This is a genomic window from Cognatiluteimonas sedimenti (assembly GCF_022808325.1).
Lineage (GTDB): Bacteria > Pseudomonadota > Gammaproteobacteria > Xanthomonadales > Xanthomonadaceae > Cognatiluteimonas > Cognatiluteimonas sedimenti.
Window position 1 is genome coordinate 74,062 of record NZ_JALGCL010000004.1, and the last position, 25,405, is coordinate 99,466.

A 25,405-nucleotide genomic window follows, 5' to 3' on the forward strand; every position below is an offset into this window, starting at 1 on the left:
GGGCCTTGCCGCTCAGGAGCGCGGCTTGGCCGGCAGCGGGAACGGCGTCACCACGGTTTCCCCGGTGACGGCGTCGCGGATCGCGGCCGCCCCCTTTTTCTCGACTTCCTCGATCCGCACCACGCTCTGCATCGGCAGGTGCAAGGCGCGGGTGTCGCCGAATTCGTCGCGCAGGCGTTCCTCGGTCGGGTCGACCAGCACGCCATCGCGCACGTCGAACACCAGTTCCGCCACCTCGGTGAAACCCCACAGCGCGCTGGAGCCGACGCGGCGCGCATACAGTTCGTAGACGCGGCCGTGGTTGAGGAAGGTGACCTTGTAGAGCGGCTTGGACATGGCGCGATTCTAGCGGGCGCGCACGGCCGCCGCGGTGATCGCCGCTGACCTCAGTAGCCGCGCCGCTTGCGCAGCCGCCGCGCGATCGCCGCGCGCACGAACAGCGCGAACAGCACCCCGAAGGCGAAGCCGGCGATGTGCGCCGCCCAGGCCACCGCGCCGAACGCCGGGCCGATGTAGGCGAACACCACCTGCAGCAGGGCCCAGATCCCGATCAGCAGCGACGCCGGCGCGCGCACGAACTCCAGGAACAGCCCCAGCGGCAGCACCACGCCCAGCTTCGCCCGCGGGAACAGCGCCAGGTAGGCGCCGATCACCGCCGAGACCGCGCCGCTGGCACCGATCACCAGCCGGTCGGGGGTGCCGATCGCCAGCACCGCGGCCAGGTTGGCAGCCGCGCCGCCGAGCAGGAACAGCAGCCCGAAGCGCCAGGCACCCATCACCCGTTCGGCAGGCAACCCGAAGATCAGCAGGAACACCAGGTTGCCGGTGAGGTGCGCCCAGTCGGCATGCAGGAACAGGGCGCTGAACAGCCGCATCCAGCGGCCATCGAACCAGAGCGCCTGCCAGGTATCGGCGACCGCCGCGCCACCGGTCAGCGCGCCCCAGTCCAGCAGCCACAGCCTCCGCGCGGATTCCGGCCGGGTGCTGGCCCACAGGTAGGCCAGCCACAGCACCGCGAACAGCAGCGGCGTGGCCCAGCGCAGGCTGGGGCGGCTCCGGGTGGGCAGGGCGACGAACATCGCGCGGGACCGTTGGCGGGGACGCGGCCACGATACCGCCACGCGGCCGCAACGGACGCTTCGCGTCGCGACCGTACGGTCGCGGACGGGACGTTACCATTCGGTTAAATGCAGGCTATAGTGCATACGGCGTCGTACGTCGGGAGGGGGCTTCCGGCTGTGCGGACGCGGGCCAATCCTGGTGCCCGTGCCGTGCCACGACACGCACAAACCACGCACACCGGAGACCGTGCACATGCAAACCGCTTCCCGCCATACCTTCACCGCGCTCGCCCTGGGCATCGCAGGCGTGCTGGCCTTCGGCTCGGCCGATGCGTCCGGCTTCCAGATCCGTGAGAACAGCGTCAAGAACATGGGCCGCGCCAATGCCGGCACCACGGTCGCATGGGGCGACGCTTCGGTCGTGCTCAACAACCCGGCCGCGATGTCCAACCTGGACAAGACCACCGTGCAGGCCGACCTCACCCTGATCGACCTGACCGCCGACTTCGACGGCACCGGCACTACCGCCGTCGGTACCCCGGTGAGCGGCGGCGACGGTGGCGATCCCGGCGACGCCACCCTGGTCCCGGCGATGGCGGCGGTGTTCCCGCTGAGCGGCGCCCTCGACAACGTCACCCTGGGCATGAGCGTCAGCGCGCCGTTCGGCTTGAAGACCGAATACGACCCGAACTGGGTTGGCCGCTACAGCGCCATCACCTCCGACGTGAAGACCATCGACCTGACCATGTCGGCCGCGATCGCCTTCACCGAACGCTTCTCGGTCGGCGTCGGCCTGATTTACCAGCACGCCGACGTCACCCTGTCCAATGCGGTCGATTTCGGCACCGCGTTGTGCGTCGGCAACCCGCCGAACCCGGCCAACTGCTTCAACCCGGCGTATCCGTTCCAGCCGCAGGGTTCCGACGCGCTGGCCACGGTCAAGGGCGACGACAACGACTGGGGTTGGGTCGCCGGCGTGCAGTTCCGCCCGAGCGACAGCGTCGCCATCGGCTACGCGCACCGTTCCGAGATCCACCACACCCTGACCGGCACGGCCACCTTCGATCATTCCGATCCGAGCGTGCCGGCCACGTTCGGCGCGCTGGGCGTGCATGCCTACGACAACGGTCCGATCTGGGCCAACCTCGACACCCCGTCGACCGATACCGTCAGCGTGCAGTGGAATGTCAACGACGGCTTCCGGGTGATGGCCGATGCGCAGCTCACCGGCTGGAGCTCGCTGGCCGCGGTGGAAATCTATCGCCCCGGCGGCGCGCCCCTGGCGCAGGAGCCGTTCAACTGGGACGACACCATGTTCTATTCGCTGGGTGGCGAATGGGATCTCAGCGACGCCTTCACCTTCCGCGCCGGCGTCGGTTTCGACGAGACCCCGACCAACGATGCCGCGCGTACCCCGCGCCTGCCCGACAACGACCGCACGGTCTACACCCTGGGCATGAGCTGGAACGTGTCCGAGGCGCTGAGCGTCGATGCGGCTTACATGCGCGTGCAGATCGACAGCCCGAGCGTGGACACCACGTCGTCCAGCGGCGTGCGCCTGGTCGGCGACTTCGACGGCCATGCCGACCTGTTCGGCGTGTCGGCGCAGTACCGCTTCTGATCCACGCTTGCAACGCAGGACGAAAAGCCCCGCTTCTGCGGGGCTTTTCTTTGGTGCTCCGTCCCCACGAGCGGCGGATCTGGCTTGGCGCTTGGTCACGACGAGGCGGGACCTCGGTACGGCGGACTACCTTCGCCGCGACCGGGTGGGCCCCGGCGTGGCCGCCAGCCCTTCGGGGCGAATGTCCCCCGGCCTGCGGCCTCCTCCTTGATTTCGCCCCGAAGCGCTGGCGGCCACGCCGGGACGTCGGATCGCGGGCTTGCCGAAGAGCGTCGCTCTGCTTTCTCTTGTGAGTCACTCCGCAACTCGCAACGCGGGATGCGGACGCCTTTGGGTGCGAAATAAAGGAGGAGGCCGAAGGCCGGGGGACATTCGCACCCAAAGGCGTCCGTATCCGGCGCCCGACGAATGTCCGTATCCGGCGCCCGACGAATGTCCGTATCCGGCGCCCGACGAATGTCCGTATCCGGCGCCCGACGAATGTCCGTATCCGGCGCCCGACATCCCGGGCGATTGGTGACGCTACCGCATCAATCGCCCAGGGTGAGCAGGCTCGCGTTGCCGCCGGCGGCGGTGGTGTTGACGGTCACCGTCTTCTCGGTGGCGAAGCGCGGCAGGTAGTGCGGGCCGCCGGCCTTGGGGCCGGTGCCGGACAGGTTCTGCCCGCCGAACGGCTGCACGCCGACGACCGCACCGATCTGGTTGCGGTTGACGTAGGCGTTGCCGACCCGGGCGCGCGCGACGATCCGCTCGATTGTCTCGTCGATGCGCGAATGGATGCCGAGCGTCAAGCCGTAGCCGCTGGCGTTGATCGCATCCACCACTTGGTCCAGTTCGCCGGCCTTCCAGCGGATCACGTGCAGCGCCGGACCGAAGTTCTCGCGCGTGAGCTGCGACAGCGAGCGCAGTTCCCAGGCACTGGGCGCGAAGAAGGTGCCGTGCGCGGTCGCCTCCGGATCCAGCGGCGCGCGCGCGATCAAGGTCGCCTCTCCCTGCATCCGCCCCGCGTGCTCGTCGAGCAGGCACAGCGCGTCGCTGTCGATCACCGGGCCGACGTCGGTCGACAGCAGGCCGGGGTCGCCGACCTTGAGCTCGGCCATCGCGCCGGCGAGCATGGCGATGGTCTTGTCGGCGATGTCGTCCTGCACGAACAGCACGCGCGCCGCCGAGCAGCGCTGCCCGGCGGACGTGAACGCCGACGCCAGCGCGTCCTTGACCAGTTGCTCGGGCAGCGCCGAGGAATCGCCGATCAGCGCGTTCTGGCCGCCGGTCTCGGCGATCAGCACGCCGATCGCGGCGTCGCGGGCGGCCAGCGCGCGATTGATCGCGCGCGCGGTCTCGGTGGAGCCGGTGAAGGCGACGCCGGCCACGCGCGGGTCGGAGGTGAGCGCGGCGCCGACGGTGGCGCCGTCGCCGGGCACGAACTGCAGCACCGCTTCCGGCACGCCGGCTTCGTGCAGCAGCTTGACCGCGTAGTAACCGATCAGGTTGGTCTGCTCGGCCGGCTTGGCGATCACGCTGTTGCCGGCGGCCAGCGCCGCGGCGACCTGGCCGGCGAAGATCGCCAGCGGGAAATTCCACGGGCTGATGCAGGCGAACACGCCGCGGCCGCCGAGCTGCAGGGTGTTGGATTCGCCGGTCGGTCCGGGCAGCGGTTCCGGGGCGCCGAACAGCCTGCGCGCCTGGCCGGCGTAATAGCGCAGGAAGTCGACCGCCTCGCGCACCTCGGCGACGCCGTCGGGGATGGTCTTGCCGGCCTCGCGCGTGCACAGCGCGATGAACTGCGGCATGCGCTGCTCGAGCAGGTCGGCGGCATGCTCCAGGATCGCGGCGCGTGACGCGGCCGGGGTGGCGTCCCACTGCGGCTGCGCGGCGACCGCGTTCTGCAAGGCGCGCTCGACGGTGGCGGCGTCGGCGGCGCGCCAGTGGCCGACGGTGACGCGGCGGTCGGCGGGATAGCCCACCGCGATGTCGGCGCCGGCCGCGTTGGCGCCCGGCACCAGCGGCGCGGCGCGCCAATCCTCGCGGGTCGCGGCATTGACCTGTTCGGCAAGCGCGCGCAGCTGGTCGTCGTTGGCGAGGTTGATGCCCATGGAATTGTCTCTCTCGTAGCCCTGGCTGCGGTACAGGTCGCGCGGCAGCGGGATGCGCGGGTGCGGGATGGTGTCGAACGCGGCCACGACCTGGACCGGGTCGCGGACCAGGTCGTCGATGGCGACGCTGTCGTCGGTGATGCGGTTGACGAAGCTGGAATTGGCGCCGTTCTCCAGCAGGCGCCGCACCAGGTACGGCAGCAGGTCCTCGTGCGAGCCGACCGGCGCGTACACGCGGCAGGGCACGTCGAGGCGGTCGGGCGGGATGACTTCCGCGTACAGGTCGTCGCCCATGCCGTGCAGCTTCTGGAACTCGAACGGGCGGCCGGCGGCGATGCGGTGCACCGCGGCGATCGTCTGCGCGTTGTGGGTGGCGAACATCGGATAGAGCGCGTCGCCGGCATCGAGCATGCGCGCGGCGTTGGCCAGGTAACTGACGTCGGTATTGGGCTTGCGCGTGAACACCGGGTAGCCGACATGGCCGTCGACCTGGGCGCGCTTGACCTCGCTGTCCCAGTAGGCGCCCTTGACCAGCCGCACCGGGATGCGGCGGCCATGGCGGCGCGCGAGCCCGGCGAGGAAGTCGATCACGAACGGTGCGCGCTTCTGGTAGGCCTGCACCGCCAGGCCGTAGCCTTCCCAGCCGTCCAGCGAGGGATCGGCGTAGGCCGCGGCGATCACGTCCAGCGACAATTCCAGCCGGTCGGCTTCTTCGGCGTCGATGGTGAAGCCGATGCCGTGGGATTTGGCCAGCCGCGCCAGCTCCACGACCCGCGGCACCAGTTCGGCCAGCACGCGGGCGCGCTTGGCGTGCTGGTAGCGCGGGTGCAGCGCCGACAGCTTGACCGAGATGCTGGGCGCGGCGAACACGTCGCTGCCGCGATGGGTGCCGCCGGTGCCGCTGCTGCCGATCGCTTCGATCGCAATCCGGTAGGCGTCGAGGTAGCGGCGGGCATCGGCCGCGGTCAACGCCGCCTCGCCGAGCATGTCGAAGGAGTAGCGGTAGCGGGCGTTGTCGCCCTTGCGCCCGCGCGCCAGCGCCTCGCCGATGGTCCGGCCCATCACGAACTGGTGGCCCATGATCTTCATCGCCTGGCGCACCGCCAGCCTGATCACCGGCTCGCCGACGCGCCCCACCAGGCGCTTGAAGGCGTTGTGGACGTCGCGCTTGGTGTCGTCGGCGAGGTCGACCAGGTGGCCGGTCAGCATCAGGCCCCAGGTCGAGGCGTTGACCAGCACCGAATCGGACTGGCCCATGTGCCGCTTCCAGTCCGCCTCGCCGAGCTTGTCGCGGATCAGGCGGTCGGCCGTGCCCTGGTCGGGGATCCGCAGCAGCGCCTCGGCCACGCACATCAGCAGCACGCCTTCCTCGCTGCCCAGGTCGTACTGGCGCATGAAGGCCTCGATCGCGCCCTGGTCCCGGGCGCGGGCGCGGACGCGGCGGACCAGGTCGGCGGCGGTGGCCTGGATCGCGGCGCGGTCGGCCTCGCCCCAGTCGGCGCGCGGCTGGCGCGCGGTGGCGAGCAGTTCGCGCACGTGCGTGGCTTCGTCGCGCAGCCAGGCGGCGGTGATCGCGGCGCGCGCCGGCGACGGCTGCGCGGGCAGTTCCGGCGCGAGCATCGCCGACGCCGAGGCGTGCTGCGATTGCGCGGCCATGGCGGCATGCGCGGGGGAGGGGTCTGGGGTCATCGGCCCGCGTTCATGGCGAGGAAAGTCGCCCATTTTACCGGTCGCGCGCCCGCTTCCGCACCCGGCGCGGCTTGCCGCGACGCGGGGTGGGGGCTACCATTTCACGGTTTCCGCGACCGTATCGGCGCGGTTTGCGGCACGCCCGACTCGCCACGGCACCCGGACAGCACGCCACGGTTCCGGCGAGGGAGCGCGGGCCGCGGCCGCAGCCGTCCCCGCGGGCGCTGCCGCCGCGACAACACCATTCACGCAATGTGGGGCTCGAACTGATGAAAGCCGGTCGACTGAAGCAAGGGCTTGCCAGGCAATGGCTGGTGGGTATCGCCGCGCTGGCGCTGCCGGCGCTGGCGTGGGCCCAGGCCGCGACCCCGGACGTCGAGCCCGACGAGCCGGTGCGCTGGCAGCTCAACATGACCCCGGGGATCACCCACACCTCGCAGATGGCCTACGACGCGCACATGTTCGCGCTGTGGGTGTGCGTGGCGATCGGCGTGCTGGTGTTCGGCGCCATGGCCGTGGCCATGGTCAAGTTCCGTAAGTCCAAGGGCGCGGTCGCGGCCCAGTTCAGCCACAACACCACCGCCGAGGTGATCTGGACGATCGTGCCGATCATCATCCTGATCGTGATGGTGTGGCCGGCCACCGCCAAGCTGATCGCGCAGTACGACACCCGCGATTCGACGATGACGGTCAAGGTCACCGGCTACCAGTGGCTGTGGAAGTACGAATACCTGGGCGAGAACGTGGCCCTCACCAGCCGCCTGGACCGCGCCAGCGAGGCCATGCGCCAGAGCGGCAGGCAGCCGACGCTGCAGGAGCTGCCGCACTACCTGCGCGACGTCGACAACCCGCTGGTGCTGCCGGTCGACACCAAGATCCGCTTCGTGATCACCGCCGACGACGTGATCCACGCGTGGTGGGTGCCGGCGCTGGGCTGGAAGCAGGACGCGATCCCCGGGATCGTCAACGAGGCCTGGACCGACATCAAGAAGCCGGGCATCTACCGCGGCCAGTGCGCGGAGCTGTGCGGCAAGGACCATGGCTTCATGCCGATCGTGGTCAAGGCGGTGAGCAAGGCCGAATTCCGGACCTGGCTGGCGGCCGAGCAGGCGAAGAACGCGCCGCCGGCCGTCGCTGCGCCCGCACCGGCACCCGCCGAGGCCGCGCCGGCCGAAGCCGCTCCCGCCGAAGCCGCTCCCGCCGAGGCCGCGCCGGCCGAAGCCGCTCCCGCCGAAGCCGCTCCCGCCGAGGCCGCGCCCACCGCGGCCGCCGCGGGCGACACCGCGGAGGCGGCCGCCGCCGCCCCCGCGGCGTGAACCGCGGCCGCAGGCCGCAGTACACGTCATTCCGATACGCATCATTCTGAGGTAGGGCAATGGCCACGCATTACGAAGCCGCCGTCGATACCCACGGCCACACCACCGATGGCCACGACGACCACGCGCACGCGCAGGGGTTCGTCGACCGCTGGTTGTTCTCGACCAACCACAAGGACATCGGCACGCTCTACCTGCTGTTCTCCTTCGCCATGGTCATCATCGGCGCGGCGATCTCGGTCGGCATCCGCGCCGAGCTGGCGGTGCCGGGGCTGCAGTTCGTCAAGCCCGAGTTCTTCAACCAGCTGACCACCATGCACGCGCTGGTGATGATCTTCGGCGCGATCATGCCGGCGTTCGTCGGCCTGGCGAACTGGATGATCCCGCTGCAGGTCGGCGCGCCGGACATGGCGCTGCCGCGCATGAACAACTGGTCGTTCTGGATCCTGCCGTTCGCGTTCCTGCTGCTGCTGTCCACGTTCTTCGTCCCCGGCGGGGCGCCGGCGGGCGGCTGGACCATGTACCCGCCGCTGATGCTGCAGGGCGGCGCCAACGTCGCCATGACCATCTTCGCCGTGCACATGATGGGCATCAGCTCGATCATGGGCGCGATCAACATCATCGCCACCGTGCTCAACATGCGCGCGCCCGGCATGGACCTGATGAAGATGCCGCTGTTCACCTGGTCGTGGCTGATCACCGCGTTCCTGCTGCTGGCGGTGATGCCGGTGCTGGCCGGCGCGGTGACGATGCTGCTGACCGACAAGTTCTTCGCCACCAGCTTCTTCAACGCGGCCGGCGGCGGCGACCCGGTGATGTACCAGCACATCTTCTGGTTCTTCGGGCACCCCGAGGTCTACATCATGATCCTGCCGGCGTTCGGCATCGTCAGCGAGATCATCCCGACCTTCTCGCGCAAGCCGCTGTTCGGCTACCAGGCGATGGTGTACGCGATCGCGGCGATCGCGTTCCTGTCGTTCATCGTCTGGGCGCACCACATGTTCACCGTGGGCATGCCGCTGGGCGGCGAAATCTACTTCATGTTCGCCACCATGCTGATCTCGGTGCCCACCGGGGTGAAGATCTTCAACTGGGTCAGCACCATGTGGCGCGGCTCGCTGTCGTTCGAGGCCCCGATGCTGTGGTCGATCGCGTTCGTGATCCTGTTCGCGATCGGCGGCTTCTCCGGGCTGATGCTGGCGATCGTACCGGCCGACTTCCAGTACCACGACACCTATTTCGTGGTCGCGCACTTCCATTACGTGCTGGTCACCGGCGCCCTGTTCGCGATCATCGCCGCGATCTACTACTGGTGGCCGAAGTGGACCGGGCGCATGTACAGCGAGAAGCTGGCGCAGGTGCATTTCTGGTGGACGCTGGTGTTCGTCAACCTGCTGTTCTTCCCGCAGCATTTCCTGGGCCTGGCCGGCATGCCGCGCCGCATCCCGGACTACAACGTGGTGTTCGCCGACTGGAACCTGATCAGCTCGATCGGCGCCTTCGGCATGTTCGTCACGCCGTTCTTCATGTTCTTCATCCTGTGGCAGTCCAGGCGCAGCGGCGCCCGCGCCGAAGCGCGCGCCTGGGAAGGCGCCAAGGGCCTGGAATGGACGGTGCCGTCGCCGGCGCCGCACCACACCTTCACCACGCCGCCGGTGATCCGCGATGGCGACCTCGCCCACGGCGATTTCGCGCACATGGACTACGACTGAGCAACGAACGCGCAGATGCATGAGCCAACGCCACCGATGGGTAAGCAGCAGGCCGACGACCGCCGTCGCGGCGTGCGCCGCACGGTGCTGTTGTTCGCCGCCATCGCGGTCGCGATCTATGCCGGCTTCATCCTCAGCGGGGTGGTGTCCAGCGGCGTGATCGGCGGCGGGAGCGCGCCATGAGCGGCAACGGCACCGGCAGCCTGAAGATGGTGGGCGTGGCGCTGGGCGCCTTCGCCTTCACCTTCGCGCTGGTGCCGCTGTACCGGATCGCCTGCGAGAAGGTGTTCGGCGTGCGCCTGGAGCAAGGCCCGGCGGCGGCAACGGCCGCGGCGGCCCCGGTTGCCGAGCGCTGGGTGACGGTGCAGTTCGACGGTGGCGTCAATTCCAAGCTGCCGTGGGCGTTCCACCCCGAGCAGGCGAGCATGCGCGTGCGCCCTGGCGTCCAGTACGAGGCGAAGTATTTCGCCCGCAACACCGGCACCCGCGCGATCGTCGGCAACGCCGTGCCTTCGATCGCGCCGGCGCGCGCCTCGGGCTATTTCAGCAAGACCGAATGCTTCTGCTTCACCGCGCAGACGCTGCAACCGGGCGAGGCGCGCGACATGCCGGTGCGCTTCATCGTCGACCCGGGACTGCCGGCCGGGATCAAGACCCTGACCCTGTCCTACACCTTCTTCAAGAACGACGCGCAGACGGCCCAGCTGAACGCGCCCAAAGCCGCGTCCGACGTGCCACGCGCGGCCCCCTGATCGCACCACCTGCTCGAGTACGGAACCGGAAGACCACCATGGCCCAAGCGCACAGCTCCGACGCCCACGCACACGACGCGACCGTCTATTACGTCCCGCATGGCAGCCGCTGGCCGGTGATCGCCTCGGTCGCGCTGTTCTCGACCATGCTCGGCTTCGCCAGCTGGCTCAACGAGGCCAGCTGGGGCAAGCCGCTGTTCTTCGCCGGGCTGGTGTTCCTCGCCGCGATCCTGTTCAAGTGGTTCGCCGACGTCATCGGCGAGTCCGTGCGCGGCTACTACAACAAGCAGGTCGACACCTCGTTCCGGATGGGGATGATCTGGTTCATCTTCTCCGAGGTGATGTTCTTCGCCGCGTTCTTCGGCGCGCTGTTCTACGCGCGCCAGTACGCGATGCCGTGGCTCAACGGCGAAGGCGACGGGGTCATGACCAACAGCCTGCTGTGGCCGGAGTTCGCGGCCGGCTGGCCGAGCAACGGCCCGGGGGCGGTCGGCGGCCAGTTCCAGATCATCCCGGCGTGGGGCCTGCCGCTGCTCAACACCCTGATCCTGCTGACCTCGGGCGTGACCGTGACCATCGCCCACCACGCGCTGAAGGCGGGCCACCGCCGGCAGCTGCTGGTGTTCCTGGGCCTGACCGTGCTGCTGGGCGCGACCTTCCTGTACTTCCAGGCGGAGGAATACATCCACGCCTACACCGAGCTCAACCTGACCCTGGGCTCGGGCATCTACGGGTCGACATTCTTCATGCTCACCGGCTTCCACGGCGCGCACGTGACCCTGGGCACGATCATGCTGGCGATCATCTGGCTGCGCTGCCTGAAGGGCCATTTCACCGGCGAAGACCATTTCGCCTTCGAGGCGGTGGCCTGGTACTGGCATTTCGTCGACGTGGTGTGGCTGGGACTGTTCCTGTTCGTGTACGTGCTGTAACCGCGCCCGGCCAGCACCGCATCGCGCGTGCAGGCACGCGCGGAAACGAAAAAAAGGCCGGCTTCGTGCCGGCCTTTTCGCTTCACGGGCGGGGTCAGGGAGCGCGGCCGACGCCGTGCGGCGTGATCCAGCCCATGTAGATCGCCAGCGCCACCAGCAGGATCAGCGCGACCGATACCGCGATGCGCCTGGTCAGCGCGTTGACGGTGCGCTTGGTCGTACCCTTGTCGACCAGCATGTAGTAGAGGCCCGCGCCGAGGTTCCAGAGGATGACGCCCAGGAAAGCGATGATCAGCAGGGTCTTCAGCGAATCGTTCATCGGGTTGGCCTGCCAGCAGGGTGCGGGGGCGCGCCTGCTCGGCGCGATGCCGGCATTATCGCAGCCGCAGGCGGTACCGGGGTGAGCATCCGCCGCAACATTGCGTTCGGCTGGCTGCTGGCCTTGCTGGTGATCGCGTTGTTCACGCGGCTGGGTTTCTGGCAGCTGGGTCGCATGCACCAGAAGCAGGCCATGCTCGATGCGGTGCACGCGGTACTGCACGATCGCCGGCCACAGCCGCTGGCCGTTGCCGCCGATCCGCAGCGCGGCACCGCTTATGCCTGGAGCGCGGGCGCGGGCCGCTTCGCCGCGCTGCCGGCGATCCTGCTCGACAACCAGGGCCGCGGCGATCGCGCCGGAGTCCGCGCCTATCGCGTGTTCCAGCCGGTGTCGGGCATGCCGCTGCTGGTGGAACTGGGCTGGCTGCCGCTGCCGGGCGACCGTCGCCTGCCGGAGGTGCCGCTGCCGGCGACCACGCACGTTGCCGGGCTGCTGCTGCCGCCGCCCTCGGCGGGGATCGTCGACGTGCCCGCGGTCGCACAGCCCGACGGCACGCTGCTGGCGATCGCCCTGGACCTGCCGATGCTGCGCCACGCCTTGCGCTTGCCGGCGCTCGCGCCGCGCGTGCTCAAGCTCGATCCCGCGCAACGGCTCGCGCCCGGCCCGGCGTATGCCCGCGACCTCGACATCCTGCCCAACACGCTGCCCCCGGAACGCCATCTCGGCTACGCGGTGCAGTGGTTCGGGCTCGCGCTGGCGGTGCTGGCCACCGCGCTGGTACTGACCTTCCGCAAACCCGCCCGCACCCAGGGAGCGCGCACGCCGCGCACGCACGCATGATGACCGACGCCACCGACCTGCACGCCCGCCGCAACCGCATGCGGCTGCTGGCGATCTTCGCGCTCTTCCTCGGCACCATGCTGGTGGCCGGGGCGCTGCGCTTTTCCGGCTGGCGCCCGGCCGGCATGAAGAACCACGGTGAACTGCTGCAGCCGCCGGTCGACCTGCGCGCACGGGTCCCGGTGCTCGCCGACGGCAGCGGCTACCGCTGGAACCCGGCCGCGCGCACCTGGCGCATCGTGCTGGCGCCGCCTGCCGCTTGCGACGAGGCGTGCACCACGCTCGCCCGCGACATCGATGTCGTCTGGAAGCTGATGGGCCGCAACGCCGACAAGGTCGACGTGCTGTGGTTGTGCGCCGAACCCGGCTGCAGCCCGCCGCCGCCGTTGCGCGACGATCCGGCATTGCGACTGTTGCAGCCGGACCCGGCCTTGCGCGCCGTGCTGCCACGCGTGGACGCCACGTCCGCCGACGGCGCCCGCGGCGTGCCGGTGTACGTGGTCGATCCCAACGGATTCCTGATCCTGCGTTACCCTCCCGGCGCCGATCCCGCCGGCTTGCGCGCGGACCTGGCCAAGCTCCTCAAGCTGATCTGACATGAGCCCGAAACCGCGCCCCGTCGTGTTCCGCCTGCCCGGCCAGAAGCCGCCGCTGTACCGCCATTTCCACCGCATCGCCTGGCTCGCGTGCGCGCTGGCGTTCGCGGTGATCGTGTTCGGCGCGTTCGTGCGCCTGTCCAACGCCGGGCTGAGTTGCCCCGACTGGCCGACCTGTTACGGCCGCGCGGCGTGGCCGACCGCGGCGCACGACGTCGCCGACCATGCCGCGACCGCGATCCGGCCGCTGGACGCGAGCAAGGCCTGGCGCGAACAGCTGCACCGCATGCTCGCCGGTTCGCTCGGCGTGCTGGTGCTGCTGCTGGCATTGCTGGCGGCGCGGCGGCAGCGGCATGGCATCGTCCAGGTGCTGGTCGCGGCGCTGGTGGTGGCACTGTCGATCCCGCTGTACATGCGCGGCCAGCACCTGCCCGCGACCCTGCTGGCGGCGCTGGGCGAACTGGTGCTGCTGCAGGCGGCCGTGCGCTGGTCGCGGGCGGATGCCGCCAGTCCCGCGCAGGCCTTGTCCGCGATTGCTGCGCTGACGCTGGCGGTGATCGTGTTCCAGGCGTTGCTGGGCATGTGGACCGTCACCTGGCTGCTGAAGCCGATCGTGGTGATGGGCCACCTGCTCGGCGGCCTGGCCACGTTCGCGTTGCTGGCCTGGATGGCATGGCGCGCGACCGACCTGCCGATCCGCCTGCCCGACGCCACGTTGCTGCGCAGGCTGCTGCTTGCCGGGCTGCTGCTGCTGCTGGTGCAGGTCGCGCTCGGCGGCTGGACCAGTGCCAACTACGCCGCGCTCGCCTGCGGCACCGACTTTCCCAAGTGCGTCGGCCAGTGGTGGCCGCCGCACGATTTCCGCGAGGGTTTCGTGCTGTGGCGCGGCATCGGCGTGGACTACGAGGGCGGGGTGCTCGACGGCGCCTCGCGCATCGCGATCCACCTCGCGCACCGGATGATGGCGGTCGTGGTGTTCGCGTACCTGCTGTGGCTGGCCCTTCGGTTGTGGCGCACGCCGGGCATCCGCGGCGGCGGCGCCCTGCTCGCGGTGCTGCTGCTGGCGCAGGTGTCGCTGGGCATCGCCAACGTCAAGCTGGCGCTGCCGTTGCCGGTGGCGGTGCTGCACAACGCCGGCGCCGCGCTGTTGCTGTTCGTGCTGGTCGGCCTGCTGGCGCGCGTGCGCGCGCCCGAGGCGTGAGCGGGCGATGAGCGCGCAGCCTTCCGTCCTCCGCCAGTACTGGAGCCTGACCAAGCCGCGGGTGGTGGCGCTGATCGTGTTCACCGCGCTGGTCGGCAGCCTGCTGGCGATCGACGGCCTGCCCGATGCGACCGAGCTGCGCCACGGCCTGCTCGGCTTCCTCGGCATCTGGCTCGCGGCCGCCAGCGCTGCGACCATCAACCAGCTGCTGGATTCGCGCATCGACGCGAAGATGGCGCGCACCTCGTGGCGGCCGATCGTGGTCGGCCAGATCACGCCGGCGCGGGCACTGGCGTTCGCGGTGGTGCTGGCGGCGCTGTCGATGGCGGTGCTGCTGCTGTTCGTCAACCTGGTCACGGCGGTGCTGACGTTCGTGGCGCTGATCGGCTACGCGGTGATCTATACCCGCTACCTCAAGCGCGCGACGCCGCAGAACATCGTGATCGGCGGTGTCGCCGGCGCCGCCCCGCCGCTGCTGGGCTGGGCCGCGGTCACCGGCATGCAGGGGCAATGGGACTGGGCGCACGCGCTGCTGCTGGTGCTGATCATCTTCGTGTGGACGCCGCCGCATTTCTGGGCGCTGGCGATCTTCCGCCGCGACGACTACGCGCGCGCGATGGTGCCGATGCTGCCGGTCACCCACGGCGTGGAATACACGCGCTGGCAGATCCTGCTGTACACGGTGCTGCTGGTGGTGGTGTCGCTGTTGCCGCGGTTGGTGGAGATGAGCGGCAACTTCTACCTCGGCGGCGCGCTGGTGCTGGGCGCGGTGTTCCTGTGGCACGCCTGGAAACTGATGGACCCGCCCGACGAGTTATACGCGATGCGCGTGTTCAACTACTCGATCGTGTACCTGATGGCGCTGTTCGCCTTCCTGCTGGTCGACCATTGGCTGCTGCCGTGGTTGCGCCCCGCCGCAACGCTCGCGTTGCAGCCGGCGTAGCGGATGCCGCGCCGCGCAGCGCGAGCGGCGCCGGCGAGACCTGAAATCATGCAGCCATCGCGATAGCATGGCGCGCCGTGGCAACGCGGCAGCCGCAACGCAATGCCATGAGCCCGACCGACACCCCGCATCCGCACCTGCGCGACGACGCCAGCACCGATGCCCTGCCGCTGGCGCCGGCGCTGGGCCCGAGCCTGGATGCCGCGCGCATGCCGCGACGCTCGACCCTGGTCGAACCCCGCGTGCTGTTGGTCACGGCGGTGGCGGTGGTCCTGGGCGTGTGCGCGGCGTTCATCGCGCAATTGCTGGTGGCCTTGATCGCGCTGGTGACCAACGCCGCGTTCTACGGGCGCCTGTCCGCCGACACGGTGTCTCCGGCCGGACACCCGCTCGGGCCGTGGGTGATCGTGGTGCCGGTGATCGGCGGTTTGCTCGTCGGGCTGATGGCGCGCTGGGGGTCGCGCGCGATCCGCGGCCACGGCATCCCCGAGGCGATGGAGCAGGTGCTGCTCAACGAATCGAAGATCGCGCCGCGGATCACCTTCCTCAAGCCGGTTTCCTCGGCGGTGGCGATCGGCACCGGCGGCCCGTTCGGCGCGGAAGGGCCGATCATCGCCACCGGCGGCGCGCTGGGTTCGTTCCTCGGGCAACTGCTGCACGTCACCGGCGACGAGCGCAAGGTGCTGCTCGCCGCGGGCGCGGCCGGCGGCATGACCGCGATCTTCGGTTCGCCGGTGGCGGCGGTGATCCTGGCGGTGGAACTGCTGCTGTTCGAGCTGCGCCCGCGCTCGCTGATCCCGGTGGCGCTGGCGACGGTGGCCGCGGCCGGCGTGCGCTACGCGACCGTCGGCACCGATCCGGTGTTCGCGATGCCCTATGTCGCCGAGCCGGGGATGGCCGCGCTGGCGTGCTACGTCGCGCTGGGCGGGCTGATCGGACTGGTCAGTGTGGCGGTGACCCATATCGTCTACGGCATCGAGGATGCGTTCGAGAAATTGCCGGTGCACTGGATGTGGTGGCCGGCGATCGGCGGGCTGGCGGTCGGCATCGTCGGCTATTTTGCGCCGCTGACGCTGGGCGTGGGCTACGGCAACATCGAGGACATCGTCGCCGGGCATTTCGCAGTCGGTGCGCTGGCGTTCCTGTGCGTGATGAAGTTCATCTCGTGGTCGATCGCGCTGGGCAGCGGCACGTCCGGCGGCACGCTCGCGCCGTTGTTCACCATCGGTGGCGCACTCGGCGCGCTGGCGGGTTTCGGGCTGGTGGCGGTCGCGCCGCAGCTGGGCATCGACCCGCGCATCGCCGGGCTGGTCGGCATGGCCGCGATCTTCGCCGGCGCCTCGCGCGCGCTGCTGACCTCGGTGGTGTTCGCGTTCGAGACCACGCAGCAACCGCACGGGCTGCTGCCGCTGCTCGGCGGCTGCGCCGCGGCCTACCTCGTCTCGGCACTGGCCATGCGCAACACGATCATGACCGAGAAGATCGCGCGTCGAGGCGTGCGCGTGCCGACCGAATACGCGGCCGACTACCTCGAGCAGGTGCTGGTGCGCGACGCGGCCTCGCGCGATGTGGTGTCGCTGCGTACCTCCGACGAGCTCGGTGAAATACGCGCGCTGCTGAATTCCGGAAAGCCCGGGTACCAGCACCAGGGCTTCCCGGTGGTCGACGACGCCGGCCAGGTGCGCGGCGTGGTCACCCGCCGCAGCCTGCTCGATGCGTCACAACCGAACATGCGTCGCCTCGGCGACCTCGGCCTGCGCCCGCCGGTGGTGGTGCACGAGCACCATTCGCTGCGCGAAGCCGCCGACCACATGGTGGCCGAGGACATCGGCCGGCTGATCGTGGTCGGCGTGGACGCGCCGCATCCGCTGGTCGGCATCCTCACCCGCGGCGACATCCTGTCCGCGCACCGGCGTCGCCTGAAGGGCGCGCATGAAGGCGGACGGCACATCCGCATCCGCGAGACGCTGAAGCGCTATACGTCCTGAGAAGGCAGGCCGGACGTGGCCCGCAGCAATGCACGAAGTTCGTCCTTCTCGGCCTGGTCCAGGGTGGCCAGCCGCGCCTGCAATTCCTCCCGGCGTGCCTGCATCGCCTGGATGTTGAGCCTGGCGATGGCGTCGCGGAAGGTTTGCTCGCGCTTGTCGGCATCGTCCAGCACGCGTTCATCCAGGGGGGTTGCGACGGTTGCGTCCACGAGGGGCGCCATGGCGAGCCTCGGCAATGCCTTGCCTTGTTCGTCCTGCGAAAAATGTTCGAGGATGGCGCCCGTGGTGATGTCGGGACGCGAATGCACCAGCAGGACCATGTCCGTCAACAAGCGGACGCCCGCCTGTTGCAGCGTGGAGAAGCGCAGCGGAAGCGCCAGGGAGAGCGCGACCGAGGGCTGTTGCAGCAGCGCCGCAATGGCGGTCCGGATCGGGGACTGCCGGACGCCCTTTCCCGGCGCAACCTGCGCACGCGGTGCCGGCTGCTCCGCGCGCGCGCCCAAGCCGGTGAGCTCGGCCAGGCGCTGCTTCATCAGGTCGCCGAACGCACCCTCGGGGATCTGCGCCAGCAGCGGCTTGCAGCGCTCGGCCAGCCGCGCCTTGCCGTCCAGGGTGCCGAGGTTCACGTCCTTCGACATTTCCGCGAAGAAGAATTCCGACAGCGGCATGGCTTCGCGCAGGCGCATGTCGAAACCCGCGGCGCCATCCTTGCGCACGATGGTGTCGGGGTCCTCGCCCTCGGGCAGGAACAGGAACAGCGCCTGGCGGCCATCCTTCATCCGCGGCAATACCGACTCCAGCGCCTTCCATGCCGCGGCGCGACCGGCGCGGTCGCCGTCGAAGCAGAAATACACGTCCGGCGCGTTGCGGAACAGCAGCTCGGCGTGGTCGGGCGTGGTCGCGGTGCCGAGCGTGGCCACCGCCTGCGACACGCCGTACTGCGCCAGCGCCACCACGTCCATGTAGCCTTCGACCACGACCAGCCGCTCGAGCTTCGCGTTGGCCTGCTTCGCCTGCCACAGCCCGTACAGTTCGCGGCCCTTGTGGAACAGCGCGGTTTCGGGCGAGTTGAGGTACTTCGGGCTGTCCTCCGGATCGATCACGCGTCCGCCGAAGGCGATGGTGCGCCCGCGACGGTCGTGGATCGGGAACATCAGCCGGTCGCGGAACTTGTCGTAGACCGAGCCCTTGTCGTTTTTCGAGAACAGCCCGGCGCGCTCGAGCAGTTGCATCCGGCGCGGGTCGGTGCCCAGCGCGTCGCGCAGGCCGCTGAAGCCGTCGGGCGCATAGCCGATCGCGTAACGCTCGACGATGGCCGGATCGATCTCGCGCCGCGCGACGTACGCGCGCGCCTTGTCGCTGCCGGCCAGCTGCCTGCGGAAGAACTGCGCCGCCGCGTCCAGCGCCGCGTACAGGTCGCGGGTGCCGGAATCCTCGTTGTTCTGGCGGGTGTCGCGCGGCACCTCCATGCCCACGCGCCGCGCCAGCTCGTCGACCGCGTCGAGGAACTCGAGCCGGTCGTAGTTCATCAGGAACGAGATCGCGGTGCCGTGCGCGCCGCAGCCGAAGCAGTGGTAGAACTGCTTGGTCGGCGAGACCGTGAACGAGGCCGAACGCTCGTCGTGGAACGGGCAACGCGCGGCGTATTCCTTGCCCTGGCGCTTCAGCGGCACGCGCGTGCCGACCACCTCGACGATGTCGGTGCGGGCCAACAAGTCATCGATGAATGAATCGGGCAGCCGTGCCATCGTCTAGGCTCCAGTTCCAAAGCCGGTAGCCGTCCTTGAGCGGCGCGCGGCGGCGCGTTGGACCCGATCGCGAGCGAGTACTGTCGCTGCGCGGTCGTCGATGAAGGCGTCGGGGATGCGGGCCATGCAGGGTCAGGATGCCACGCGGGCGCTCGTCGTAGGAGCGGCTTGTAGCCGCGAGCTGTTGCCTCGGAACCATGCGCCTGGAGAGCTCGCGGCTATAAGCCGCTCCTGCAGGGCAGGGGGCGTCAGCCGGCCAGGCGCTGCTTCACCAGTTTCGAGACTTCGCCCATGTCGGCCTGGCCGGCCAGGCGCGGCTTGAGCACGGCCATCAGCTTGCCCATGTCGGCCGGGCCGCTGGCACCGGTTTCGGCGACCGCGGCGTCGATCGCGTCGAGGATCGCCGCTTCCCCCAGCTTCGCCGGCAGGTAGTGCTCGATGATCGCCATCTCGGTGTGCTCGATCGCCGACAGGTCGGCGCGGCCGGCGGCGTCGAACTGGCTGATCGAGTCGCGGCGCTGCTTGACCATCTTCTCCAGCACCGCGAGCACGGCGGGGTCGTCGAGTTCGACGCGCTCGTCGACTTCCTTCTGCTTGATCGCTGCGTTGACCAGGCGGATCACGCCCAGCCGGGTCTTGTCGCCGGACTTCATCGCGGCCTTCATGTCCTCGGTGAGGGTCTGCTTCAAGGTCATGGGAATCTCCTGGGCAAGGCGGCCGCCGGTCGCCGCCGCCAATGCGGCCTGGACATGGCGGTGTGGGAAACGGTACCGGCAAGAAACGGTACCGGTAAAACACGAAAAGCCGGCGCAGGGCCGGCTTCGCGGGTCACGGGGGCATTCGGCCGGGCCGAATGGCCGTGGCTCAATACAGGCGCTGGCGCTTGGTGACGTCGCGCGAGCTGCGGCGGGCCTGGCGCTTCACCGCGGCGGCGGCCTTGCGCTTGCGCTCCTGGGTCGGCTTCTCGTAGAACTCGCGCTTGCGGGTTTCGGCCAGCACGCCGGCCTTCTCGCAGGTGCGCTTGAAGCGACGCAGGGCAAACTCGAAGGGCTCGTTTTCGCGGACTTTGACGCTGGGCATGCGGAACTCTCGTGATTGGGTAGCCGGCAATGGCGGCGCGGGTGTCGCGCTGCCCGGCGTTGTGGCGGGATGCGCGCCCGCCCGGCTGAACGGGCGAGCCGCGTATGATACCGGCTCCCCTCCTCGTGGCGCAACCGCGGGCCCCCGGGCCGGTGGCGGGCGCAGACCGGAACCCCGAACCATGCGCGTGCTGGGCATCGAAACCTCCTGCGACGAGACCGGCGTGGCGGTCTACGACACCGCCCGGCCCGGGATCGACGGGTTGCGCGCGCATGCGGTCTACAGCCAGATCGCGCTGCATGCGCAATACGGCGGGGTGGTGCCGGAACTGGCCAGCCGCGACCACGTGCGCAAGCTGCTGCCGCTGGTGCGCCAGACCCTGGACGAGGCCGGCCTGTCGCCCGCCGACCTCGATGGCGTGGCCTACACCGCCGGCCCCGGCCTGGTCGGGGCGCTGCTGGTCGGGGCCGGGGTCGCGCGGGCGCTGGCCTGGGGGCTGGACCTGCCGGCGATCGCGGTCCACCACATGGAAGGCCATCTGCTGGCACCGCTGCTGGAGGCCCCGGACCTGGTGCCGCCGTTCGTGGCGCTGCTGGTGTCCGGAGGCCACACCCAGCTGGTGGCGGTCGACGCCATCGGCAGTTACCGCCTGCTCGGCGAAACCCTGGACGATGCCGCCGGCGAGGCCTTCGACAAGACCGCCAAGCTGATGGGCCTGCCGTACCCCGGCGGGCCGCAACTGGCGAAACTGGCCGAGCAGGGCACGCCGGGCCGGTTCCGTTTCGCCCGACCCATGACCGACCGTCCCGGCCTGGATTTCAGCTTCAGCGGGCTCAAGACCCAGGTGCTGCTGGCCTGGAAGGGCAGCGACCAGTCCGATGCCACCCGCGCCGACATCGCCCGCGGCTTCGAGGACGCGGTGGTCGACACCCTGGCGATCAAGTGCGAGCGCGCGCTGGATGCGGCCGGGTGCGAGACCCTGGTGGTTGCCGGTGGCGTCGGCGCGAATCGCCGGCTGCGCGCGAAACTGGCGGCGATGGCCGAAAGGCGCGGTGGCCGGGTGTGCTTCCCGCGCCCGGCGCTGTGCACCGACAACGGCGCCATGATCGCCTTCGCCGGCGCCCTCCGCCTGCAGGCCGGACAGCACGACGATGCGGCGGTGCGCGTCGCGCCGCGCTGGGATATGGCATCGTTGCCCGCGGTACGCGCCGGGGAGGGGTGATGGACAAGGCGGTCGACAAGGTGTTCATCGAAGGCCTGGAGATCCATGCCCTGATCGGCATCTACGATTGGGAGCGGCGCATCCGCCAGCCGCTGGTGTTCGACCTGGAGATGGCGTTCGACAACCGCCGCCCGGCCAACAGCGACGCGATCGCCGACACCCTGGACTACAAGGCGATCAGCAAGCGCCTGATCGCGTTCGTCTCGACCTCGTCCTACGGCCTGGTGGAAACGCTGGCCGAGCGCTGCGCACAGGTGGTGCTGCAGGAGTTCGAGGTCGCCCACCTGCGGCTGAAGCTGAGCAAGCCCGGCGCGGTGCGCGGGGCGCGCGCGGTCGGGGTGGTGATCGAACGCAGCCGCGCCGACATGCCGCGACCGGCTGCCGCCGGGGCGCCCGTTGCCGCAGGCGCGCAACCCGCGGCGGCGGCCTTGCCTGGCGCAGCTGCCGCCGCGTCGAAGGCGCCGGCGCGGCGCAGGCCGGCAGCCAAGTTCCGCAACGCCAGCAGCCGCGCCTACCTGAGCCTGGGCAGCAACATCAAGCCCGAGCAGAACCTGCGCGCCGCCGTCGCCGCGCTGCGCGAACGCTTCGGCGAGGTGCTGCTGTCGCCGGTGTACCGGACCGCGGCGGTCGGTTTCGAGGGGCCGGAGTTCCTCAACGCCGTCGCGGTGATCGATAGCGACATCCATCCGTTCGCACTCAACGACTGGCTGCACGCGCTGGAAGTCGCGCAGGGTCGAGACCGTCGCGACGCGTCGTACAGCAACCGGCCGCTGGACATCGACATCATCTACTTCGGCGACCTGGTGCTCGACGGGCCCGGCGATTTCCAGTTGCCGCGCCCGGAGCTGCGCCACGCCTTCGTGCTCAAGCCGCTGGCCGACGTCGCCCCGGATTTCGTCGATCCGATCCGTGGCGCCACGCTGGCGCAGTTGTGGGCCGCGCACCCGCAACGCGACACGCCGCCGCCGCAGGTCGAACTCGAGCTCTAGCGCACGTCGCGCCGTCGCGCACACCAGGGGAGGGATGAAGATGGGCAAGTTCTCGCGTAGCTGGTCGCTGGCCAAGGCCAGCATGGGCGTCCTGCGTTCGGACAAGGAACTGCTGGTGTTCCCGCTGGTGTCCACCGCGGTCACGTTGCTGGTGGCGGCGAGCTTCATCCTGCCGATGTTCGGGCTGGGCATGTTCCGCGACCTCGAGGCGCAAGGCGGCGGGATGCCTGCGATGTTCTATCCGTGGCTGTTCTGCTTCTACCTCGTGCAGTACTTCGTGATCTTCTTCTTCAACACCGCCCTGGTGGGCGCGGCGATGATCCGCCTGGACGGCGGCGACCCGACCGTGGCCGACGGCCTGCGCATCGCCCGCGGCAAGTGGCCCGCGATCCTCGGCTACGCGGCGATCGCCGCTACCGTCGGCATGCTGCTGCGCGCGCTGGAGCAGAAAGCCGGCTTCATCGGCCGGATCGTGATCGCCCTGGTCGGCGTGGCCTGGACCGTGGCGACCTACCTGACGGTGCCGGTGCTGGTGGCGCGCGATGTCGGCCCGATCGAGGCGGTCAGGGAAAGCGCCAGCCTGCTCAAGGGCACCTGGGGCGAGAACCTGATCGGCAACGGCGGCATCGGGCTGGCGTTCGGGCTGGTGAACATCGCGCTGGTGCTGGTCGCCGCCGGGGTGGTGGTGTTCCTGGCCACGCAGCAACTGCTGGTGCTCGCCGCGGTGGTGGCGGGTATCGCGTTGCTCGCGGTACTGCTGCTGGCGCTGGTGCAGTCGGCGCTGGCGGGAATCTACTCCGCCGCGCTGTACCGTTTCGCGATGCAGGGCGATGCGCCGGCGGGTTTCGACGCGGTGGTGTTGCGCGACGCGTTCCAGCGCAAGATGTAGGCACGCGGACGACGCGGGCGCGGCGCTACATCAGGTGGCGGCCGCCGTCCACGCACAACACCTGGCCGGTGACGTAGGCGGCATCGCTCAGCAGCCAGGCGACGACGCCGGCGATTTCCTCCGGCGTGCCGGTGCGCCCCAGCGGTGTCTTCGCCAGCAATGACCGTTGCAGGCGTTCGTCCGCGCCCGCGTCAGGCCACAGGATCGCGCCCGGCGCGATCGCGTTGACGCGAACCCGCGGCGCCAGCGACACCGCCAGTGCGCGCGTTGCCCCGAGCAGCGCCGCCTTCGAGGTTGCGTACACGGCCAGGTCCGCGCGCGGCTGCAGTGCGTACACGTCGGTGAGGTTGACGATCGCGCCGGCGCGCGCGGCCAGCTGCGGCGCCGCGGCCTGCGCGAGGAAGAACGGCGCGCGCGCGTTGACCGCGAACAGCGCGTCCCACTGCGCGGGCGTGGCGGTACCCAAGGGCGTCGGGAAGAAGGCGGAGGCGTTGTTGACCAGCGCGTCGAGGCGGCCATGGCGGCCCACTGCCTGCGCGACCAGTTCCGGCAGGCGGTCGAAGTCGGCCAAGTCGGCCTGCAACGGCAGCACGCTGCCGGGACGGATGGCGTCCAGCTCGGCGACCAGCGCATGCATGGCATCGGCCGACTCGCGGTAGTGCAGGGCGAGGTCGTAGCCGTCGGCGTGCAGCCGGCGCGCGATCGCGGCGCCGATGCGGCGCGCGGCGCCGGTGACCAGTGCGACCGGAGCGGTAGGGGCCGGGCTCATCGGCCCATCTTCGCATGCGCGCGGCACGGCGGCGCTCGGCGCCGGCGATGGCGCCGTTTATGCTGTCCGCCATGCACACGCCGCCCCCCGATGCCGTCGCGCAGGCCCACAGCGCGCACCTGCGCAGGATCATCCAGGAACAGGTCTTCGCCGCCGGTGGCGCGATCCCGTTCTCGCGCTTCATGGAGTTGTGCCTGTACGCGCCGGGCCTGGGCTACTACAGCGCCGGCGCCGCCAAATTCGGCGCGGCCGGCGATTTCGTCACCGCGCCGGAACTGGGGCCGTTGTTCGCCGCCTGCGTCGCCGACGCGGTGGCGCCGGTGCTGCGGCAACTGGGCCCGGGGGCGGATTTCTTCGAACTGGGCGGTGGCAGCGGTGCCTTCGCCGAGGTCGCGCTCAAGCGCCTGCTCGCGCTCGATGCGCTGCCGGCGCGCTACGCGATCCTGGAGCCCAGCGCCGACCTGCGCCAGCGCCAGCAGCAGCGCCTGCGTGAGCGGCTCAATCCGCTGCTGGCCGACCTGGTCGAGTGGCTCGACACGCCGCCGCAGGCACCATGGAACGGCGTGCTGTTCGCCAACGAGGTGATCGATGCGCTGCCGACGCCGCGCTTCACCCTGCGCGATGGCGAAGTGTTCGAGGAGCATGTCGCGCTCGACGGCGAAGGCAACTTCATGCGCGACGATCGCCCGGCCGATGCCCTGCTGGCGGCGGCGGTGCGCCACGTCGAGCGCCAGCTGGACGCGCCCTTCGCCGACGGCTACCGCTCCGAACTGCTGCCGCAACTGCCGTACTGGCTGCAGGCGGTGATCGGCGGCATGGACCGCGGCGCGCTGCTGTTCATCGACTACGGCCATCCGCGCCGCGAGTATTACCAGCCGCAACGCAACGACGGCACCCTGCGCGCGTTCCGGCGCCACCAGTTGTCCGACGATGTGTACGCGCTGCCTGGCCTGCAGGACCTGACGGCTTCGGTGGATTTCACCGCGCTGGCCGAGGCCGGCAGCGGCGCCGGCTTCGATTTCGCCGGCTACTGTACGCAGGCCAGTTTCCTGGTCGGCAACGGACTGCAGGAGCGATTGGCCGAAGCCGAGGCGAAGGCGCACGACGAAGCCGGGCGCTACCGGCTGCGGCAGGAAGCCAAGCAGCTGATGCTGCCCGACGCGATGGGCGAGCGCTTCCAGGTGATGGGCTTCCGGCGCGACGTGGAATTCGGCGTCGCCTTCCTTGCCGGCGACCTGAGCTGGCGCCTGTGACCCCGGCCGCGCTCAAGCCGTTGCGGCGGCCGTGGCTGTGGCTGGGGCTGTGGCTCGCCGCGATCCTGGCCGTGGTGGTCGCCTCGCTGCTGCCGGCGACGGACCTGCCGCCGGTGCCCACGGGCGCCGACAAGCTCGAGCATTTCGCCGGTTACGCGGTGCTGGCCGCGATCGCGGTGCAGCTGTTCGCGACCCGGGCCGCGCTGTGGCGCGCGGGCGTCGCACTGGTGGTGCTGGGGATCGCGCTGGAACTGGCGCAGTTCCTGTTCACCAGTACGCGGATGATGGATGGCCGCGACGCCCTGGCCAACGCGCTCGGGGTCGCGGCCGGGCTGGCAACCGTGCTGACGCCCTGGCGCGATCAGCTGCTGCGGCTGCAGCGGGAGCGCTGA

The 25,405-nt window shown here is 70.2% G+C and carries 24 protein-coding genes and 1 pseudogene; 17 read left to right on the forward strand and 8 right to left on the reverse strand.

Going from position 1 to position 25,405, the window contains the following annotated elements:
- Positions 1 to 12: 12 nt before the first annotated feature.
- Both MQC88_RS11110 and MQC88_RS11115 read right to left on the reverse strand, forming a co-directional pair.
- Positions 13 to 336 carry a DUF1820 family protein gene (locus MQC88_RS11110; RefSeq protein ID WP_243322054.1) on the reverse strand — a complete coding sequence of 108 codons (324 nt, stop codon included), beginning with the start codon at positions 334 to 336 and terminating at the stop codon, positions 13 to 15.
- Positions 337 to 386: 50 nt separating this feature from the next.
- Positions 387 to 1,079 carry a rhomboid family intramembrane serine protease gene (locus tag MQC88_RS11115; RefSeq protein WP_243322056.1) on the reverse strand — a complete coding sequence of 231 codons (693 nt, stop codon included), beginning with the start codon at positions 1,077 to 1,079 and terminating at the stop codon, positions 387 to 389.
- Positions 1,080 to 1,314: 235 nt separating this feature from the next.
- Between MQC88_RS11115 and MQC88_RS11120 the strand changes: the two genes are divergently transcribed.
- Positions 1,315 to 2,682: an OmpP1/FadL family transporter gene (locus MQC88_RS11120; protein ID WP_243322058.1), complete on the forward strand. Its 1,368-nt coding sequence runs from the start codon at positions 1,315 to 1,317 to the stop codon at positions 2,680 to 2,682.
- A 530-nt stretch (positions 2,683 to 3,212) separates the two neighbouring features.
- Here the strand turns inward: MQC88_RS11120 and putA are convergent.
- Positions 3,213 to 6,431, reverse strand: coding sequence for a bifunctional proline dehydrogenase/L-glutamate gamma-semialdehyde dehydrogenase PutA (gene putA / locus MQC88_RS11125; RefSeq protein WP_243322344.1), 3,219 nt, complete (start codon positions 6,429 to 6,431; stop codon positions 3,213 to 3,215).
- A gap of 302 nt (positions 6,432 to 6,733) precedes the next feature.
- Here putA and coxB point away from each other — a divergent pair, with 302 nt between their 5' ends.
- Genes coxB through MQC88_RS11150 form a run of 5 tightly spaced genes read left to right on the forward strand, consistent with a single transcriptional unit; the run spans position 6,734 to position 11,176 of the window.
- Positions 6,734 to 7,780 (forward strand): cytochrome c oxidase subunit II, encoded by a 1,047-nt coding sequence (gene coxB / locus MQC88_RS11130; protein WP_243322060.1) that lies wholly within the window; start codon positions 6,734 to 6,736, stop codon positions 7,778 to 7,780.
- 59 nt (positions 7,781 to 7,839) lie between these two features.
- A complete protein-coding gene (ctaD, locus tag MQC88_RS11135) occupies positions 7,840 to 9,492 on the forward strand; it encodes a cytochrome c oxidase subunit I (RefSeq protein ID WP_243322062.1) in 1,653 nt (550 codons plus the stop codon).
- 36 nt (positions 9,493 to 9,528) lie between these two features.
- Complete coding sequence (locus MQC88_RS11140) at positions 9,529 to 9,675, forward strand: hypothetical protein (protein WP_243322063.1); 147 nt, start codon at positions 9,529 to 9,531, stop codon at positions 9,673 to 9,675.
- Entirely contained in the window at positions 9,672 to 10,244 is a 573-nt protein-coding gene (locus tag MQC88_RS11145; protein ID WP_243322065.1) for a cytochrome c oxidase assembly protein, read from the forward strand. The genes MQC88_RS11140 and MQC88_RS11145 overlap by 4 nt, the downstream gene beginning before the upstream one ends.
- A 38-nt stretch (positions 10,245 to 10,282) precedes the next feature.
- Complete coding sequence (locus tag MQC88_RS11150; RefSeq protein WP_243322066.1) at positions 10,283 to 11,176, forward strand: cytochrome c oxidase subunit 3; 894 nt, start codon at positions 10,283 to 10,285, stop codon at positions 11,174 to 11,176.
- Positions 11,177 to 11,270: 94 nt separating this feature from the next.
- Here MQC88_RS11150 and MQC88_RS11155 read toward each other — a convergent pair whose 3' ends face one another.
- Positions 11,271 to 11,495 carry a twin transmembrane helix small protein gene (locus MQC88_RS11155; protein WP_243322068.1) on the reverse strand — a complete coding sequence of 75 codons (225 nt, stop codon included), beginning with the start codon at positions 11,493 to 11,495 and terminating at the stop codon, positions 11,271 to 11,273.
- Positions 11,496 to 11,576: 81 nt separating this feature from the next.
- Between MQC88_RS11155 and MQC88_RS11160 the strand changes: the two genes are divergently transcribed.
- From MQC88_RS11160 to MQC88_RS11180, 5 genes are all read left to right on the forward strand, one after another.
- On the forward strand, positions 11,577 to 12,335 hold the full coding sequence (locus MQC88_RS11160) for an SURF1 family protein (RefSeq protein WP_243322070.1): 759 nt from the start codon (positions 11,577 to 11,579) through the stop codon (positions 12,333 to 12,335).
- A complete protein-coding gene (locus tag MQC88_RS11165) occupies positions 12,332 to 12,931 on the forward strand; it encodes a hypothetical protein (RefSeq protein WP_425491626.1) in 600 nt (199 codons plus the stop codon). Before MQC88_RS11160 ends, MQC88_RS11165 begins: the two co-directional genes overlap by 4 nt.
- A 1-nt stretch (position 12,932) precedes the next feature.
- Positions 12,933 to 14,132, forward strand: coding sequence for a COX15/CtaA family protein (locus tag MQC88_RS11170; RefSeq protein ID WP_243322073.1), 1,200 nt, complete (start codon positions 12,933 to 12,935; stop codon positions 14,130 to 14,132).
- A 7-nt stretch (positions 14,133 to 14,139) separates the two neighbouring features.
- On the forward strand, positions 14,140 to 15,075 hold the full coding sequence (gene cyoE / locus MQC88_RS11175; RefSeq protein ID WP_243322075.1) for a heme o synthase: 936 nt from the start codon (positions 14,140 to 14,142) through the stop codon (positions 15,073 to 15,075).
- A gap of 107 nt (positions 15,076 to 15,182) precedes the next feature.
- Positions 15,183 to 17,063, forward strand: a complete 1,881-nt coding sequence (locus MQC88_RS11180; protein ID WP_243322077.1) for a chloride channel protein — start codon at positions 15,183 to 15,185, stop codon at positions 17,061 to 17,063.
- Here the strand turns inward: MQC88_RS11180 and dnaG are convergent.
- The 3 genes from dnaG to rpsU form a co-directional block, all read right to left on the reverse strand.
- Positions 17,051 to 18,811 (reverse strand): DNA primase, encoded by a 1,761-nt coding sequence (gene dnaG, locus MQC88_RS11185; protein WP_243322079.1) that lies wholly within the window; start codon positions 18,809 to 18,811, stop codon positions 17,051 to 17,053. The genes MQC88_RS11180 and dnaG overlap by 13 nt on opposite strands.
- Before the next feature lie 248 nt (positions 18,812 to 19,059).
- Positions 19,060 to 19,506 (reverse strand): GatB/YqeY domain-containing protein, encoded by a 447-nt coding sequence (locus MQC88_RS11190; protein ID WP_243322081.1) that lies wholly within the window; start codon positions 19,504 to 19,506, stop codon positions 19,060 to 19,062.
- 169 nt (positions 19,507 to 19,675) lie between these two features.
- Positions 19,676 to 19,891 (reverse strand): 30S ribosomal protein S21, encoded by a 216-nt coding sequence (gene rpsU / locus MQC88_RS11195; RefSeq protein ID WP_056134345.1) that lies wholly within the window; start codon positions 19,889 to 19,891, stop codon positions 19,676 to 19,678.
- 181 nt (positions 19,892 to 20,072) lie between these two features.
- Here rpsU and tsaD point away from each other — a divergent pair, with 181 nt between their 5' ends.
- From tsaD to MQC88_RS11215, 4 genes and pseudogenes are all read left to right on the forward strand, one after another.
- The gene (tsaD, locus tag MQC88_RS11200; RefSeq protein ID WP_243322083.1) at positions 20,073 to 21,113 is read left to right on the forward strand and encodes a tRNA (adenosine(37)-N6)-threonylcarbamoyltransferase complex transferase subunit TsaD; all 1,041 of its coding nucleotides are present in this window, start codon (positions 20,073 to 20,075) and stop codon (positions 21,111 to 21,113) included.
- A pseudogene (gene folB, locus MQC88_RS11205) lies at positions 21,113 to 21,475 on the forward strand (dihydroneopterin aldolase); the annotation flags it as partial. The gene tsaD and the pseudogene folB, both read left to right, overlap by 1 nt.
- 153 nt (positions 21,476 to 21,628) lie before the next feature.
- The gene (gene folK, locus MQC88_RS11210) at positions 21,629 to 22,102 is read left to right on the forward strand and encodes a 2-amino-4-hydroxy-6-hydroxymethyldihydropteridine diphosphokinase (RefSeq protein ID WP_243322347.1); all 474 of its coding nucleotides are present in this window, start codon (positions 21,629 to 21,631) and stop codon (positions 22,100 to 22,102) included.
- Positions 22,103 to 22,142: 40 nt separating this feature from the next.
- A complete protein-coding gene (locus MQC88_RS11215; RefSeq protein ID WP_243322085.1) occupies positions 22,143 to 22,991 on the forward strand; it encodes a DUF6159 family protein in 849 nt (282 codons plus the stop codon).
- A gap of 25 nt (positions 22,992 to 23,016) precedes the next feature.
- Here MQC88_RS11215 and MQC88_RS11220 read toward each other — a convergent pair whose 3' ends face one another.
- Positions 23,017 to 23,760, reverse strand: a complete 744-nt coding sequence (locus MQC88_RS11220) for a pteridine reductase (protein ID WP_243322087.1) — start codon at positions 23,758 to 23,760, stop codon at positions 23,017 to 23,019.
- A 71-nt stretch (positions 23,761 to 23,831) separates the two neighbouring features.
- Here MQC88_RS11220 and MQC88_RS11225 point away from each other — a divergent pair, with 71 nt between their 5' ends.
- Together MQC88_RS11225 and MQC88_RS11230 are read left to right on the forward strand one after the other, a co-directional pair.
- Entirely contained in the window at positions 23,832 to 25,013 is a 1,182-nt protein-coding gene (locus MQC88_RS11225; RefSeq protein WP_243322088.1) for a class I SAM-dependent methyltransferase, read from the forward strand.
- Entirely contained in the window at positions 25,010 to 25,405 is a 396-nt protein-coding gene (locus MQC88_RS11230) for a VanZ family protein (protein ID WP_315857098.1), read from the forward strand. The genes MQC88_RS11225 and MQC88_RS11230 overlap by 4 nt, the downstream gene beginning before the upstream one ends.